At 39.5% G+C, this 16490-nt stretch carries 10 protein-coding genes and 2 pseudogenes; 4 read left to right on the top strand and 8 right to left on the bottom strand.

Annotated features, from left to right (window positions below; translation table 11 throughout):
* Positions 1 to 73: 73 nt before the first annotated feature.
* The 3 genes from I6852_RS07595 to I6852_RS07585 all read right to left on the bottom strand — a co-directional run bounded on the left by I6852_RS07595 (position 74) and on the right by I6852_RS07585 (position 4734).
* Positions 74 to 2152 (bottom strand): putative barnase/colicin E5 family endoribonuclease, encoded by a 2079-nt coding sequence (locus I6852_RS07595; RefSeq protein ID WP_231626165.1) that lies wholly within the window; start codon positions 2150 to 2152, stop codon positions 74 to 76.
* Between the two features lie 160 nt (positions 2153 to 2312).
* The gene (gene ruvA, locus I6852_RS07590) at positions 2313 to 2864 is read right to left on the bottom strand and encodes a Holliday junction branch migration protein RuvA (RefSeq protein ID WP_077645605.1); all 552 of its coding nucleotides are present in this window, start codon (positions 2862 to 2864) and stop codon (positions 2313 to 2315) included.
* Between the two features lie 25 nt (positions 2865 to 2889).
* On the bottom strand, positions 2890 to 4734 hold the full coding sequence (locus tag I6852_RS07585) for a hypothetical protein (protein WP_197292044.1): 1845 nt from the start codon (positions 4732 to 4734) through the stop codon (positions 2890 to 2892).
* 92 nt (positions 4735 to 4826) lie between these two features.
* On the opposite strand from I6852_RS07585, the gene murJ reads away from it, so the two are divergent.
* From murJ to vacA, 3 genes are all read left to right on the top strand, one after another.
* Positions 4827 to 6287 carry a murein biosynthesis integral membrane protein MurJ gene (gene murJ, locus I6852_RS07580; RefSeq protein ID WP_197292043.1) on the top strand — a complete coding sequence of 487 codons (1461 nt, stop codon included), beginning with the start codon at positions 4827 to 4829 and terminating at the stop codon, positions 6285 to 6287.
* Positions 6288 to 7685, top strand: a complete 1398-nt coding sequence (gene cysS, locus I6852_RS07575) for a cysteine--tRNA ligase (RefSeq protein ID WP_197292042.1) — start codon at positions 6288 to 6290, stop codon at positions 7683 to 7685.
* A 223-nt stretch (positions 7686 to 7908) separates the two neighbouring features.
* Positions 7909 to 11781, top strand: coding sequence for an autotransporter vacuolating cytotoxin VacA (gene vacA, locus I6852_RS07570; RefSeq protein WP_197292041.1), 3873 nt, complete (start codon positions 7909 to 7911; stop codon positions 11779 to 11781).
* Positions 11782 to 11866: 85 nt separating this feature from the next.
* Here vacA and I6852_RS07565 read toward each other — a convergent pair.
* The 4 genes and pseudogenes from I6852_RS07565 to I6852_RS07550 all read right to left on the bottom strand — a co-directional run bounded on the left by I6852_RS07565 (position 11867) and on the right by I6852_RS07550 (position 15641).
* Positions 11867 to 12967 (bottom strand): annotated as a pseudogene (locus I6852_RS07565) (glycosyltransferase family 8 protein).
* Between the two features lie 79 nt (positions 12968 to 13046).
* Complete coding sequence (locus I6852_RS07560; RefSeq protein WP_000242348.1) at positions 13047 to 13814, bottom strand: ABC transporter ATP-binding protein; 768 nt, start codon at positions 13812 to 13814, stop codon at positions 13047 to 13049.
* Positions 13814 to 14794: a FecCD family ABC transporter permease gene (locus I6852_RS07555; protein ID WP_000921450.1), complete on the bottom strand. Its 981-nt coding sequence runs from the start codon at positions 14792 to 14794 to the stop codon at positions 13814 to 13816. Before I6852_RS07555 ends, I6852_RS07560 begins: the two co-directional genes overlap by 1 nt.
* The gene (locus I6852_RS07550) at positions 14787 to 15641 is read right to left on the bottom strand and encodes an SDR family oxidoreductase (protein ID WP_197292040.1); all 855 of its coding nucleotides are present in this window, start codon (positions 15639 to 15641) and stop codon (positions 14787 to 14789) included. Before I6852_RS07550 ends, I6852_RS07555 begins: the two co-directional genes overlap by 8 nt.
* A gap of 139 nt (positions 15642 to 15780) precedes the next feature.
* Here I6852_RS07550 and I6852_RS07545 point away from each other — a divergent pair, with 139 nt between their 5' ends.
* The gene (locus I6852_RS07545; RefSeq protein ID WP_001135623.1) at positions 15781 to 16305 is read left to right on the top strand and encodes an acyl-CoA thioesterase; all 525 of its coding nucleotides are present in this window, start codon (positions 15781 to 15783) and stop codon (positions 16303 to 16305) included.
* A 106-nt stretch (positions 16306 to 16411) separates the two neighbouring features.
* Here I6852_RS07545 and I6852_RS07540 read toward each other — a convergent pair.
* Positions 16412 to 16490 (bottom strand): annotated as a pseudogene (locus I6852_RS07540) (HP0894 family type II toxin-antitoxin system mRNA interferase toxin); the annotation flags it as partial.

Below are 16490 nucleotides of genomic sequence, written 5' to 3'. Positions count from 1 at the left end.
AATTCGTTAGTGATTTCTTTCACTTCTGGCTGTTCTTTAATTTCAAGCGCGCTATTAGGTAGATTAGGGTAATTCATTTTTTATTTCCTTTTAAAAACTTCTCATGAGCGTTAAACTTTTTTTCTAACTCTGGCAACAGATCAAGTAATTCCCTGCTTTCCTTACTGCTTTTACCGCTTTCAATGCCATATTTAATGAAATCAAACACATTGATTTGACTAATAGGCTTGCTCGTTCCTGTGAGAATATCGGCTGCGTTTTCTATCATTCGGTCTTTAGATTTTACTAAAAACTCATAAAACTGCGCGCTAGGGTTTTCAAGGCGTAAAAAGCGCGCAAAAGAACTTCCTAATAATTCGCTTATCACGCTGTGGTAAGCGTCCTTATTTTCTTTAATGAAAGCATTCATGCCGTTTTCATCTGTGCTATTGACTAAGTAGTCAATGTCATGCGCTAACTTAGAGAAATTATCGGATCTGTTACCACTTTCAAGCATTTTAGCGGTAGCGTCTAGCGCATCGGTTAGATAAGGTGAAATAGTGAAATTTTTAATCGTGGTGTCGTTATTGAGATTGTGAAAATTCGCACTGTTATTGGCAAACATTTCCTTAAACGCCTTAAATTGCTCTCTGTCTAGGTTTTTATAAGCGTTATCAAACACTTCTAAAAAGCTGTTATTTGGAGTGTTTCTGGCGTAATGACTCAAAAGAGAAAGGTTAGCGTTTTCTACTTGGGTGTGGCTTGGGATTTTAGCGTCTTTCTCTAACGCTCTTGCAACCTGATTGGCTAAATTCTCCACGCTGTCGCTTTCAAATTTAGGCGGTAAATGCTTCAATTTGTCGTTATAACTGCTCATCGCGCTTAAAAGCGTATCGCTAAAGCTGTTCGCTCGGTTTTCGTTAGATTTGCTTGCTAATTTAAAAATCTCTTTGTCGTTTAATTCCTGCTCTGGCATTCGCACTAAAAGCTCATTAGGCTTTAAACTAATATTGAAGTTCTGCTTAATCGCTTGGTCGTATTTTTTTCGGCTCTCTGCGTTAAAGTTTAGCATGCCTTGGATGCGGTGGTTTCCTGCTATAATCTGGCCGTCTTGTAAGATAATTGGCAAATCATCAAAACCCCCTCGCCCTATAATCAATTTAGGATCAAAGCGCTCGGCTATCTCTTCTACTTTCTTACTATCCACTGTGGTGCGTGTTTGCGTGCCTGTGTTTTTGAAATTGGGCTTTAAATCGCTTTTATTGACGATCACAAACTTTAAGAGGTGTATTTCATCATCGTTTAAGCTAACGCTCGTTTTAGGGACATTTTCTGGCTCTTTGTAGGGTATTTTTTCACTTTTTGCGATTTCTCTGTCTAATTCGCTTTTGCCTAGCGTGGCGTTTTTTTGCGCTCTGATTTTATCTATCAATTCGGCTTTTTCTTTATCTCTAATCTTTTGGGCGCGTTCTTTTTCTGCTTTAGCTAATCTTTCGCTTTCTAGTTTCTTTTGCTTCTCTAGTTGGCTTTTTTCTAATGTAGATAAGGGCGGTTCTTGTCTCGTTAAACTTTCTTTAGTAAAATTGTTTTCATTAAGGTTTAAGGCACTATAGTTGCTATTGTCTTTGTAATCGTTAGAAAGTGGCGGTTTGGTTTCTAACTCCCTTAATACTTTTTCATCTCTCTCATAGCTAGTAACCACAAAATGATTATTTAGGTTGTTATTATCCCATGTGTTTTTTAGCCCCACTCTCATGTTATTTAATTCCACGCTAACGCGCCCTAAATCGTCTTTAAATAATGTTCCGTTCTCAATGACTTCAGGGATAGATTTTAATAACTCATCGGTTCTTTCTTTAATTTGCTCTGCATTTAATCCTAATCTTGTGTATTGTTTTTCTCTCTTTTCTAAGATGTGTTCTAACCCGTAATCTTTATTACCCCACACAAAATCAATCCCTCCTAAATCGTCCCTGAACGCTGCGCCTGCAACTTGTCCGTTTTTCTCTTGCAATAGTTTCTCTAACGCTTCTTTTGGCTTTAAAACAAATTCTGCATAATTCTTGCCAAATTGTTTAAGGGGCGTTATAGCGTCTTTTAACGCTTCCTCTTGCTTAGTGATGTTTTCTTTAGCGCTTTTTACGCCTTGCGTGATCTCTTCAATCTTTCGCATCGTAGCATTAGAAAACTTGGAATTTTTAGCGCTCAGTTCTAAATTCTTTGTAAAGTCGCTTATCGTGTGGCTTCTTTCTAGCGCTCTTTGAATGTGGTATTTTAACGCTGCGCCTGCGGTGGCTTCGTTTAAAGCGTAGCCGCTAAACTAAAAGCTTTTTTTAAGAACGCAGTTGTTGTAAGGCTTCTTTAATCGCTGCTTCTATGCTGAGATGGGGTTTTAGGGTTTTTAAGACTTGGTTGATTTCAGCGCTTTTAAAGCCCAAACTCTCTAGGGCTAAAAAGACTTCATTGCGCGCGGGTCTGTTTTCATCTTGAATGAAAAAGCCAATCAAATCCACCATGATCTTATCGGCGAGCTTTTTGCCAATGCCTGGGACTTGCTGGAGTCTTTTGACTTCTTTAGTAGCGATAATGTTTTCAAATTCGTTCGGTGAAAAGCTTGACAGAATGGCTAAAGCGATACGACCCCCTACCCCATTGATTTTCAAAAGCCTTTCAAAGAGGATTTTTTCGCTCTCTTCTAAAAACCCATATAAAAGATGCGCGTCTTCTTTGATCACTTGTAAGATTTTCAAACGCGCTTTTTGGCCCGCTTGAAGCAAAGCAGCCGTTCGCATAGAAACTTGCACCCCATAAACAACCCCTTGCACTTCTATATGCGCTTCTAAAGCGGAGATTTTTTCCACAACCCCTATCAAACCCACTATCATTTTATCCCTTTTTTTATTTCTTGCTCTAGCCTTTTATAGCGCTTTTAGGGATTTTTTTGATTTTATGATCTTCATAGATCACATTCACGCTTTCATTATGGCTTAACATGGCGCTCAAGTTGCTCACTTTAGGGTAATTGCGATGATAAATCACGATATTTTCTTGCTTGAAAGGGTTTTTAGTCGTAATGCTTGCATGCTGGAAGCTGTTTTCTATGCTGATGAGTTTAGCGTAACATTCGTTATTGATTTTTTGCAATTCTAACATTTGGGCTTTTAAGATTTTCAAACGCTTTAAAGCAAACATAAACTCGCTATAAGCGTCTTTCACGCTTTCTTGTTGCATTAAAGAGCGTTTGATTTCTTCGGTGGCGTTTTTAAGCTTTTCCATGATGATTTGATGGTTTTTGACTAAATGGTTTAAGGACTGGTGCTGAGCGATGATTTTTTTGGATTTTAACCCTAACGCATTGAGTTTTTGTTTAGCAATCTTCAATTCTTCTTGGTTTTCTCGCCCCCCAAAAGCGTAAAAAATAAAGCGGTTGCCATTACCATCCACCTCATCAATCAAACATTGCTTGGAAAAATACAGCTTGTTGTCGCTTTTGAGCTTTTCTAAAGCGATTTCTTTCGCATAGACCACGCTCCCCGCGCTCGCTTCCACTTTAACGCTATTGGCATACACTTTAGCGCGCTCTAAATACTTGCACTCAAACTCTTTAGCGTAGCACACGCCCTTATGGTTAGTGATGCGCGCTTTATTAGCATAGACATAGCTTTCAGGGTGGATTTGCCCCTCTATAGTGATTTCTTTGGCCACTAAGATCACATTCTTACCCACATTGCCCTTAATGTTAATTACGCTCGCTTCTAAAATGAGGTTAGAATCGATCGCATCGCTCAATTCGTCTTTAGCCTGAATCTCTAAAACCAGATCGCTCTCCACTCCCCCTAAAAGATTAGGCGTTTCAATAGACTTGATCCCGTTTTTAAAAATAAAATTTTGCTTAGAAACCAAACGCCCTTTTTCCATTTTAACCCCTTGTAAGGCTTTGGAGTAATACACTAAAGCGTTATTTTCTTCTCTTTCTTCAAAAGCGTTTTTGTCATGCCCTATGGGGGTGGGCGAATGGGCAACTTTAGGCAATTCAATATAAAGGCCTTTAAGGTTACGGCCGTCTCTGCCTTGCTTGGGGTAATTCACGCAAGCGACTTTTTGGTTTTCTTTAGCGATATAGTAATTTTCTTTAACAAACGATTCTTCTTGATCGCTTAAAAAAATGGTATGCGTTGGAAGGTATTCTTCTTCTAATAAAAAATGGGATTGTTCTTCTACATTAGGGATAAAGGTTGAAGAAGCGTATAAAATAAAGCGCTTGTTTTGGGCTTCTTTTTGATATTTTCTTAACTCTGTTTTTAAATTTTCATACATTTGTGAAAAATGCCTAAACACCACGCCTTGAAAGGCCAAACACTCTTTAATATACGCAAACATTTCTTGGTAATGCTCTTCAGTGTCTAGGACAATAAAACACTCGTCTAAAATAATTTCTATTTTGCTTAAATCTTCATCCACTTCCACTTCAAAAAAGCGCTTATAAGCGTTTGATTTGATTTTAATGTCGTGGGTTTGATAAAGGGTTAGCTCTTTTTTTTCATAGTATTCCTCTTCTTCTAATTGTTGCAATTCCCCACCAAAAGCCTCGCTAAAATCGTCTTTAGCGCTGTTTTTGATAAAAATAGAAGTTTTTAAAATCTCAAACCATAGATCTTCTGTTTGTAATTTATTTTCAGCGGCCACTTTTTTTAATTCTTTTTGAATGTCTTTGCACCGCTCAACTTTTATAGGGGCAAAACGCTCCAAGCTCATTTTTTAATCCTTAAATGGTATAATATAAGAATTTGAAAAAAGAAATATGCTAACAAAAAAACACTGAAAATTAGGTAATAAATACAGCTAGTATGCTAAAAAAAATATTTTTAACCAACAGCTTAGGGATTTTATGCTCTAGGATTTTTGGCTTTTTACGGGATTTGATGATGGCTAATATTCTAGGGGCTGGGGTGTATAGCGATATTTTTTTTGTGGCTTTCAAATTGCCTAATTTATTCAGGCGTATTTTTGCGGAGGGCTCTTTTTCACAAAGCTTTTTACCAAGCTTCATACGAAGTTCCATTAAAGGGAGTTTTGCGAGTTTGGTGGGGCTTATTTTTTGTAGCGTTTTATTCATGTGGTGCTTATTGGTGGCGTTAAATCCCTTATGGCTCACCAAACTCCTAGCTTACGGCTTTGATGAAGAGACGCTCAAACTATGCGCCCCTATTGTAGCGATCAATTTCTGGTATCTTTTATTGGTGTTTATCACCACTTTTTTAGGCGCGCTTTTGCAATACAAACACAGCTTTTTTGCCAGCGCTTATAGCACAAGCTTACTCAATGTATGCATGATTTCAGCCCTTTTGATTTCCAAAGAAAAAACGCATTTAGAAGCGTTGTATTATTTGAGCTATGGCGTGCTTTTAGGGGGCGTGGCTCAAATTTTATTACACTTTTATCCTTTAGTGGAATTAGGCTTATGGGATTTATTATTTAAAGGATTTTTGAGCTTTAAGACTAAAAACGCGCTCAAAAAAGAATATCGTTTGAATAGGGTTAAAAGGGATCTGAAAGGGTTTTTCAAGCAGTTTTTCCCCAGCGTTTTAGGCAATTCTAGCGCTCAGATCGCTTCTTTTTTAGACACCACAATCGCCTCTTTTCTAGCGAGCGGGAGCGTGTCTTATTTGTATTACGCTAATAGAGTTTTCCAGCTCCCTTTAGCCTTATTTGCTATCGCTATATCCACAGCTCTTTTCCCCAGCATTGCGATCGCCATTAAAAACAATCAGCAGGATTTAATCTTACAGCGCTTGCAAAAGGCGTGGTTTTTTTTGGTGGGGGTTTTGCTTCTTTGCAGCATTGGGGGGATCATGTTAAGCAAAGAAATCACCGAGCTTTTATTTGAAAGGGGGCAATTTAGCCCTAAAGACACTTTAATCACTTCGCAAGTCTTTTCGCTCTATCTTTTAGGCTTGCTCCCTTTTGGGCTAACTAAACTCTTTTCTTTATGGCTTTATGCGAAATTAGAACAAAAAAAAGCGGCTAAAATCTCTTTAATTTCGCTTTTTTTAGGCTTGGTGGCTTCTTTGAGTTTAATGCCTTTGTTAGGGGTTTTAGGTTTGGCTTTAGCGAATAGTTTGAGCGGGTTATTTTTATTTGTTTTAACGATAAAAGCGTTTGGCTTTCAACCATTCTTGGGTATAATTAAAAATTTGAAATCATGGCTTGTAATTCTTTTTCTCGCTTGCGTGGAAATCTTATTACTCTTAGCGTTCAAATCGTGGGTTACACATTTATATTTATTTTATTATTTTCAAGGTTTTTAAATGTTTATTTATGATACCAAATTAAAACAAAAAGTCCCTTTTGAGCCTTTAGTTGAAAAAAAGGCGAATATTTATGTGTGCGGGCCTACGGTGTATGATGACGCTCATTTAGGGCATGCTAGGAGCGCGATTGCTTTTGATTTGTTAAGGCGCACGCTTGAATTGAGCGGCTATGAAGTGGTGCTAGTAAGGAATTTCACGGATATTGACGATAAAATCATCAACAAAGCCCTAAAAGAAAACAAAAGCATTCAAGAATTAAGCAGCATTTATATTGAATCTTACACGAGGGATTTAAACGCTTTGAACGTGAAAAAACCCAGCCTAGAGCCTAAAGCGAGCGAGTATTTAGACGCTATGGTGGGCATGATTGAAACGCTTTTAGAAAAAAATATCGCTTATCAGATCTCTAATGGGGATATTTATTTAGACACGAGCAAGGATAAAGATTACGGCTCTTTGAGCGTGCATAATAGCAGTATGGAATTTGGCCGTATTGGTTTGGTGCAAGAAAAACGGCTTGAGCAGGATTTTGTGTTATGGAAAAGCTATAAGGGGGATAATGATGTGGGCTTTGATAGCCCTTTAGGCAAAGGGCGCCCTGGCTGGCATATAGAATGCTCTAGCATGATCTTTAAAACTTTAGCGCTCACTGACACCCCTTATCAAATTGACATCCATGCAGGCGGAGCGGATTTGTTATTCCCCCACCATGAAAATGAAGCGTGCCAAACCCGTTGCGCCTTTGGCGTGGAGCTTGCTAAATACTGGATGCATAATGGCTTTGTGAATATCAATAACGAAAAAATGTCTAAAAGTTTAGGGAATAGCTTTTTTATTAAAGACGCCCTCAAAAACTATGATGGCGAAATTTTGCGCAATTACTTGCTAGGGGTGCATTATCGCTCTGTTTTGAATTTCAATGAAGAAGACTTACTAGTGAGTAAAAAACGCTTGGATAAAATCTATCGTTTAAAACAGCGCGTTTTAGGGACTCTTGGAGGAATAAATCCAAACTTTAAAAAAGAAATTTTAGAATGCATGCAAGATGATTTAAACGTTTCTAAAGCGTTGAGCGTTTTAGAAAGCATGCTTTCTTCTACTAATGAAAAACTGGATCAAAACCCCAAAAACAAGGCTTTGAAAGGCGAAATTTTAGCGAATTTGAAATTCATAGAAGAACTGCTTGGCATCGGGTTTAAAGACCCTAGCGCGTATTTCCAGTTAGGCGTGAGCGAGAGCGAAAAACAAGAAATTGAAAACAAGATAGAAGAAAGAAAACGCGCCAAAGAACAAAAAGATTTTTTAAAAGCCGATAGCATCAGAGAAGAGCTTTTACAACAAAAAATCGCTTTGATGGACACCCCACAAGGCACGATTTGGGAGAAGCTTTTTTAAGCTTTTCAAATTTTACCTATTTACACATTCTAACCACAAATTCTAGCAATATTGCTTTTTAATCTTGTTAAGTTTTATGTTTATTTACCTTAATTTGATAAAAGTTTAATATTGGTTGTAGATACTACATATTTATAATCTTAATCGTAAGTGCAACAGAAATTTTCTAGTCTAAAGTCGCACCCTTTGTGCAAAAATCGTTTTACAAAAAGAAAGGAAGAAAATGGAAATACAACAAACACACCGCAAAATCAATCGCCCTTTAGTTTCTCTTGTTTTAGCAGGAGCGTTGATTAGCTCCATACCGCAAGAGAGTCATGCCGCCTTTTTCACGACCGTGATCATTCCAGCCATTGTTGGGGGTATCGCCACAGGCACCGCTGTAGGAACGGTCTCAGGGCTTCTTGGCTGGGGGCTAAAACAAGCCGAAGAAGCCAATAAAACCCCAGACAAACCCGATAAAGTTTGGCGCATTCAAGCAGGAAAAGGCTTTAATGAATTCCCTAACAAGGAATACGACTTATACCAATCCCTTTTATCCAGTAAGATTGATGGAGGCTGGGATTGGGGGAATGCCGCTAGGCATTATTGGGTCAAAGGCGGGCAGCAGAACAAGCTTGAAGTGGATATGAAAGACGCTGTAGGGACTTATAAACTATCAGGTCTTAGAAACTTTACTGGTGGGGATTTAGATGTGAATATACAAAAAGCCACTTTACGCTTGGGCCAATTCAATGGCAATTCTTTCACAAGCTATAAGGATAGCGCTGATCGCACCACGAGAGTGAATTTCAACGCTAAAAATATTTCAATTGATAATTTTGTAGAAATCAATAATCGTGTGGGTTCTGGAGCCGGGAGGAAAGCTAGCTCTACGGTTTTGACTTTGCAAGCTTCAGAAGGGATCACTAGCAGTAAAAATGCGGAAATTTCTCTTTATGATGGCGCCACGCTCAATTTAGCTTCAAACAGCGTTAAATTAAATGGTAATGTGTGGATGGGCCGTTTGCAATACGTGGGAGCGTATTTGGCCCCTTCATACAGCACGATCAACACTTCAAAAGTAACAGGGGAAGTGGATTTTAACCACCTCACTGTGGGCGATAAAAACGCCGCTCAAGCAGGCATTATCGCTAGCAATAAGACTCATATTGGCACATTGGATTTGTGGCAAAGCGCGGGGCTAAACATTATCGCCCCTCCAGAAGGCGGTTATAAGGATAAACCTAAGGATAAACCTAGTAACACCACGCAAAATAATGCTAACAACAACCAACAAAACAGCGCTCAAAACAATAGTAACACTCAGGTCATTAACCCACCCAATAGCGCGCAAAAAACAGAAATTCAACCCACGCAAGTCATTGATGGGCCTTTTGCTGGTGGCAAAGACACGGTTGTCAATATCAACCGCATCAACACTAACGCTGATGGCACGATTAAAGTGGGAGGGTATAAAGCTTCTCTTACCACCAATGCAGCTCATTTGAATATCGGCAAAGGCGGTGTCAATCTGTCCAATCAAGCGAGCGGGCGCACCCTTTTAGTTGAAAATTTAACCGGGAATATCACCGTTGATGGGCCTTTAAGAGTGAATAATCAAGTGGGTGGTTATGCTTTGGCAGGATCAAGCGCGAATTTTGAGTTTAAGGCTGGCACTGATACCAAAAACGGCACAGCCACTTTTAATAACGATATTAGTTTGGGAAGATTTGTGAATTTAAAAGTGGATGCTCATACAGCTAATTTTAAAGGTATTGATACGGGTAATGGTGGTTTCAACACCTTAGATTTTAGTGGTGTTACAGACAAAGTCAATATCAACAAGCTCATCACAGCTTCCACTAATGTGGCCGTTAAAAACTTCAACATTAATGAATTGATTGTTAAAACCAATGGGGTGAGCGTGGGGGAATACACTCATTTTAGCGAAGATATAGGCAGTCAATCGCGCATCAACACCGTGCGTTTGGAAACTGGCACTAGGTCAATCTATTCTGGCGGTGTTAAATTTAAAGGCGGCGAAAAACTAGTTATCAATGAGTTTTACTATAGCCCTTGGAATTATTTTGACGCTAGAAATGTTAAAAATGTTGAAATCACCAGAAAATTCGCTTCTTCAACCCCAGAAAACCCTTGGGGCACATCAAAACTTATGTTTAATAATCTAACCCTGGGTCAAAATGCGGTCATGGACTATAGTCAATTTTCAAATTTAACCATCCAAGGGGATTTTATCAACAATCAAGGCACTATCAACTATCTGGTCCGAGGTGGGAAAGTGGCAACCTTAAATGTAGGCAATGCAGCAGCTATGATGTTTAATAATGATATAGACAGCGCGACCGGGTTTTACAAACCGCTCATGAAGATTAACAGCGCTCAAGATCTCATTAAAAATACAGAGCATGTTTTATTGAAAGCGAAAATCATTGGTTATGGTAATGTTTCTACAGGTACCAATGGCATTAGTAATGTTAATCTAGAAGAGCAATTCAAAGAGCGCCTAGCCCTTTATAACAACAATAACCGCATGGATACTTGTGTGGTGCGAAATACTGATGACATTAAAACATGCGGTATGGCTATCGGCGATCAAAGCATGGTGAACAACCCTGACAATTACAAGTATCTTATCGGTAAGGCATGGAAAAATATAGGGATCAGCAAAACAGCTAATGGCTCTAAAATTTCGGTGTATTATTTAGGCAATTCTACGCCTACTGAGAATGGTGGCAATACCACAAATTTACCCACAAACACCACTAATAATGCGCGTTCTGCTAACTACGCCCTCGTAAAGAACGCTCCTTTCGCTCACAGCGCCACTCCTAATTTAGTCGCTATCAATCAGCATGATTTTGGCACTATTGAAAGCGTGTTTGAATTGGCTAACCGCTCTAAAGATATTGACACGCTCTATACTCATTCAGGCGCGCAAGGTAGGGATCTCTTGCAAACCTTATTGATTGATAGCCATAATGCGGGTTATGCCAGACAAATGATTGATAACACAAGCACTAATGAAATCACCAAGCAATTGAATACGGCCACTACCACTTTAAACAACATAGCCAGTTTAGAGCATAAAACCAGCGGCTTACAAACTTTGAGCTTGAGCAATGCGATGATTTTAAATTCTCGTTTAGTCAATCTCTCCAGAAGGCACACCAACCATATTGACTCATTCGCCCAACGCTTACAAGCTTTAAAAGACCAAAAATTCGCTTCTTTAGAAAGCGCGGCGGAAGTGTTGTATCAATTTGCCCCCAAATATGAAAAACCTACCAATGTTTGGGCTAACGCTATTGGGGGAACGAGCTTGAATAATGGCGGCAACGCTTCATTGTATGGCACAAGTGCCGGCGTGGATGCTTACCTTAACGGGCAAGTGGAAGCCATTGTGGGCGGTTTTGGAAGCTATGGTTATAGTTCTTTTAGCAATCAAGCGAACTCCCTTAACTCTGGGGCCAATAACACTAATTTTGGCGTGTATAGCCGTCTCTTTGCTAACCAGCATGAATTTGATTTTGAAGCTCAAGGGGCGCTAGGGAGCGATCAATCAAGCTTGAATTTCAAAAGCGCTCTATTACAAGATTTGAATCAAAGCTATCATTACTTAGCCTATAGCGCCACAACAAGAGCGAGCTATGGTTATGACTTCGCGTTTTTTAGGAACGCTTTAGTGTTAAAACCAAGCGTGGGCGTGAGCTACAACCATTTAGGTTCAACCAACTTTAAAAGCAACAGCAATCAAAAAGTGGCTTTGAGTAATGGCTCTAGCAGTCAGCATTTATTCAACGCTAGCGCTAATGTGGAAGCGCGTTATTATTATGGGGACACTTCATACTTCTATATGAATGCTGGAGTTTTACAAGAATTTGCTAACTTTGGTTCTAGCAATGCGGTGTCTTTAAACACCTTTAAAGTGAATGCCACGCACAACCCTTTAAATACCCATGCGAGAGTGATGATGGGTGGGGAATTGAAATTAGCTAAAGAAGTGTTTTTGAATTTGGGCTTTGTTTATTTGCACAATTTGATTTCCAATATAGGCCATTTCGCTTCCAATTTAGGAATGAGGTATAGTTTCTAAATACCGCTCTAAATAGTGTTCTTAAACCCATGCTTTGGCATGGGGTTATTAGGGAGTTTTACATGAACTCCGCTAACAAACTCCGCTAACGCAAACAAAAAGACTCTAGCTTTTTAAAAATCTTAAACAAAACGTATTGTATAAGAAATTTTTTATTCAGCCTGGTGTTTAAAAATTCAAAAAAACTCTTTTTGTTGTGGTCATTGAGTTCAGTAAAAGTTTCAATTTTACCCACTAAATCCTCAAAAACCAAAGAATCAAAAGAAGTTTTAAAAGCTACTTGGTGTCATTCTTTAGAATACGGGTAGCCAAAATGCTTCCAAGGCTTTTCATCAGCATAAAAATGCAACATGCTAGCATCAGATTTTTTAGGTATCATTCTCGTCCCAACCATGCGTGGATGGACATTATACTTGCAAGGCATTTCTAAAATACGCCCTTGACAAACAAGCACAAATAAATCTTGCTCTGGCAACAACAGCCCCTCATCTCTTGTTTTAAAAAAATCAATCAGCTTTTCTTCTAAATGACTCTCTCTCCACAACGCCAAATTGACCAGCATAAAACCTGCATTAAAAGGGTTTTCATATAGAATTCCCACTTCTTGAAAGCTCAGGCTTTTATGATTGAGTTTGACACCCATTCCCCTAGACCAATTAAGGCGAGATACAAACAAATCATTAGCGTTATGAATGCCAATCAATGAGAAGTCTTCTTTGGTTGCTCCAAAATACACTCCATCCATAGGGATAAAAAAGCTCTCGCTAATATCGCCCACGAACAAGGTATCCACATCAAACATGATAATTTTTTCATATTGAGAAAAAATACTCGCTAGCAACAAACGGCATAAAATCATTTTAGAAAAACGCTTTTTAGCAAAAGGATTGAGTCTTAAGAAAAGTTGAGAAGCCAATTTAAAAGGGTAAGCGTCATTCTTTGAAATATCACAAAATTCAATACCAGAAAATGCGCTAAAGGGGGCTATAGTTCGCTTTAATTTTTCTATATTTTCAGTGCTCAAACTATCCACTAAACAATGGATTTGATAAAAGAGTTTTACCCCATCTCTTTCTTGTGCACAAGAAGAAAGCATGGAATATAAACTCACACCAGCAGGGATGCAATAATTATTGTCAAAAGCTACTATTATAGGGATAGTTTGAAATGAGGGGGGGGGTAACAGATGCGCTAATTTTCACATAAACTCCTTGAAAATAAAAATAAACGAAACATTATAACTCAAAATCCCCTATTTTCAACCCCTACAACGCATACACTACAAGCTTATCATCATGCCAGATCGCTTCTAAGGGCGTGTCATAGAGCGCGCTTAAATTGTGCGAAGTCATAGCGATTGGCGTGGAAGCTTGCAAAAAAAGTTTTTTATCTTTGAGCATGACCACATGCGTGGAGTGCCTGGCAACCAAATTGGGATCATGGATATTGACTAAAACGCTCAATTCTCGCTTTTTCATCTCATCTTTAATCGCATCAAAAAAAAGGGCTTGGTTTTTTAGATCTAACGCGCTCGTAGGCTCATCCAGTAACAATAAGGGCGTTCTTTGCAACAAACTTCTGGCTAAAAGCACCATTTGCCTCTGACCCCCGGACAAATCATTGATGCCTTGATCTTTTAAGGACTCTAAATCCAAGCGCTCTAAAACGCTAGTGGCTTCTTTAATGTGCTTGGCTTTAGGCATAGCGAACAAATTCAAATGCGTCGCCTTCCCCATTAAGACAAAATCCAACACGCTGAAATTGAACGCATAATATTCCACTTGGGGGATATAAGCGATTAGTTTGGCTTTTTCATAAGGCTTTAAGGGTAAAATATCTTTGTTACACGCCTTGATTTCGGTTTCTTCTAAAGGCTTCAAAAGCCCTAAAAGGCATTTTAAAAGCGTGGTTTTACCCGATCCATTAGGCGCTAAAATGCTGGTGATGCTGTTTTTTGGCACGCTAAAACTCAATTTATCCAAAATGAGTTTTTGAGAATATTTAAAGGACAGGTTTTTAACTTCTAAGACCATCACACCCCCCTAGTCCTGAATAAAAGCCACAAGAAGAAAGGCGCTCCTAAAACGCTTGTCGCAATGCCTACCGGTAAATCATAGGGGGTAATGGTTTTAGCCACCACATCCGCCAAAAGCAAGAAAAACGCCCCCATTAACAAAGAGCTTAAAAGCAGTTTTTGTAAATTTGCCCCAAAAAACAACCTAGCCACATGCGGAATGACTAACCCAATCCAGCCAATCGTGCCGGACACGCTCACCGCTAAAGCGCTCGCAACGCTCACGCACACCAAACAAAGCGATCGCAACAGCACCGGGTTAATCCCCAAGCTCAAACTTTGCGCATCGCTCAAGCTCAATAAATTGATGCGCCACCTTAACAAAAAGAGCGGGATAAAGCCCAAAGACAGCCCTATGAAAGCGATCAAGCAATCCTTATAACTGCTCAAAGACAAGCTCCCTAAAAGCCACACGACAATCGCTTGCGCTTTTTGGGGGATCACAAAGAATTTTATCGCTCCGGCAAGTGCGCTTAAAAACGCGCTCAACACCACCCCTGAAAGCACCAACGAAAGGACGGAATTACCCAAAACCCTATTCATCGCCAAAACAGCAAGGCTGGCCAAAATCGCCCCAAAAAACGCTAAAATCGCAATGTTAGACTCCACTACCGCTATCGCCATCGCCACGCCTAGCATCGCCCCGCTAGAAATCCCTAGTAAAAAGGGATCCACTAAGGGGTTTCTAAAAATCGTTTGCATCACCACCCCACTCCCGGACAAACTCGCTCCCACTAAAAGCGCTAAAATCACTCGTGGTAGTCGTATTTCTAAAATAATAACACTTAAAGAGCTCAGTTCTTCATTGTGTAAAAAGTGGTTTTTCACATTCAGGCACACTTCTTGCCATTCTTCAAAGCTCAAGGACTCCCCTCCAAACAACAACACCACCACCGCTAAAATCACACAAGCTAATGCAATATGATAGGTTTTAAGCATCACGCTTCCTTTTAAGAACGATTAATCTGAACAAAGAATCATACCAGCTACTCGGGAGGATTTGATACAACGCTAACAATAATTGGGTTTTTAAGCCGATCAAATAGCGGGCCTTGATTTTTTGACTCATGCTAAGAAAAACGATTTTTTGTGCCACGGCTTTAGGGCTTAGGGCGTTTTGATACACGCCAGAATAAAAGCTTTTAGCCGCATTCACTTCTAAGGCATAAAGGCTATCTTCGCTCTCAAAATTCTCAACTGAAAAAGCGGTTTTTTCCCAGTTGCTTTTCACCGGGCCTGGCTCAATCAAACACACTTGAATGTTAAAGGGTTTAAGCTCTAAACGCAAGGCATCGCTATAAGCCTCTAAGGCATGCTTACTCGCGCTGTAATGGCCTAAAAAGAGCATGCTCACACGCCCCGCTATGGAAGAAAGATTGAAAATCTTAGAGTAAGGCTTGTTTTTTAATAAGGGCAAACAAAACTGCACCACTTCACAAAGGGCGAAAAAATTCACGCCAAATTGTTTTTTAACCTCTTCAATGGGCGTGTCTTCTACGCTCCCAAACACCCCATAACCAGCAGAATTGATCAAAACATCGCAATGATCTTCTTTAGCGCTGATGCTTAAAAACACTTCTTTTAAAGCGTTAGAATCGCTCACATCAATATCAACGCGCTCGCACAACGCATGGTTTAACGCCACGCACAAAGTCGCATGCCTAGAGAGCGCATAGACTTTATACCCTTGATCTAACAGCATTAACGCACACTCTAACCCAATCCCAGAACTCGCCCCAGTGATAACCGCCACCTTTTGGCTTTCTTTTTTCTCTCCAACGCCCATTCTCTAACGCCAACCCTCTTATTATTTTTATAATTCCTCTAATATTCACTCAATATTACTTAATTTTTACTAATATATAGTTCTTGGAATGTTTTTTACAAAAAACATTTTTAACACCAATTTTAATTAAGGAGAAGCAATGCCTCAAATACAATCATCGCATTCTAGCCATTTTGATTTTACTATAGACACAGCGGATCGCACTAAATTATTGATGAGCTATTTAGTCGTGCCTACAACCGCTAATTTCAACAATGTCATGCATGGGGGGGAATTATTGAATTTATTGGATAAAGTGGCTTATGTGTGTTCGACTCGTTATTGCGCTAAAGGAACGGTCACTTTAAGCGTGGATGGGGTTACTTTTAAATACCCCATTCCTGTAGGGAATTTGCTCACTTTTTTAGCCAGCATCAATTATGTGGGCAACACCTCGTGCGAAGTGGGGATTAAGGTTTTGAGCGAAGACATTAAAACTCGTGAAATCACGCACACCAATTCATGCTATTTCACCATGGTGGCTGTGGAAAATGGCAAACCCACCCCCATGCCTAAATACGAGCCTAAAACAGAGGTTGAAATCCGCCGTTATGAAGGGGCTTTGAAGCGTAAGGAAATGCGCACACGAGGGTATTTAAAAAGCGGGAAACACGAGGGTGTGTGAAGCGAAAAAAGCGTAAGCGGTGTTTTACCCCTAAATTTTACCTCTAAAAAGGGGGGTGTAGTTGGTTTGAGCGATTGGTTTAAGCGTTATAAATTGTGTGGGTGGATCAAAACAACTCGCTATGACTGCCTAACCTTAACAAAATCAGTTCATCATCTTTCACTAAATACACAAGCAAAACATCA

Origin of the sequence: Helicobacter pylori, from assembly GCF_015904775.1 — a bacterium.
Taxonomy (GTDB): Bacteria; Campylobacterota; Campylobacteria; order Campylobacterales; family Helicobacteraceae; genus Helicobacter; species Helicobacter pylori_DM.
The sequence above is the reverse complement of the archived record's forward strand: the minus strand, read 5'-3'. Positions and strand labels throughout refer to the sequence as shown.

Coding starts and splice junctions, on each gene's coding strand:
- I6852_RS07595 (WP_231626165.1), bottom strand. CDS start 2,152: ATGCGAAAGATTGAAGAGATCACGCAAGGCGTAAAAAGCGCTAAAGAA.
- ruvA (WP_077645605.1), bottom strand. CDS start 2,864: ATGATAGTGGGTTTGATAGGGGTTGTGGAAAAAATCTCCGCTTTAGAA.
- I6852_RS07585 (WP_197292044.1), bottom strand. CDS start 4,734: ATGAGCTTGGAGCGTTTTGCCCCTATAAAAGTTGAGCGGTGCAAAGAC.
- murJ (WP_197292043.1), top strand. CDS start 4,827: ATGCTAAAAAAAATATTTTTAACCAACAGCTTAGGGATTTTATGCTCT.
- cysS (WP_197292042.1), top strand. CDS start 6,288: ATGTTTATTTATGATACCAAATTAAAACAAAAAGTCCCTTTTGAGCCT.
- vacA (WP_197292041.1), top strand. CDS start 7,909: ATGGAAATACAACAAACACACCGCAAAATCAATCGCCCTTTAGTTTCT.
- I6852_RS07560 (WP_000242348.1), bottom strand. CDS start 13,814: ATGGTCTTAGAAGTTAAAAACCTGTCCTTTAAATATTCTCAAAAACTC.
- I6852_RS07555 (WP_000921450.1), bottom strand. CDS start 14,794: ATGCTTAAAACCTATCATATTGCATTAGCTTGTGTGATTTTAGCGGTG.
- I6852_RS07550 (WP_197292040.1), bottom strand. CDS start 15,641: ATGGGCGTTGGAGAGAAAAAAGAAAGCCAAAAGGTGGCGGTTATCACT.
- I6852_RS07545 (WP_001135623.1), top strand. CDS start 15,781: ATGCCTCAAATACAATCATCGCATTCTAGCCATTTTGATTTTACTATA.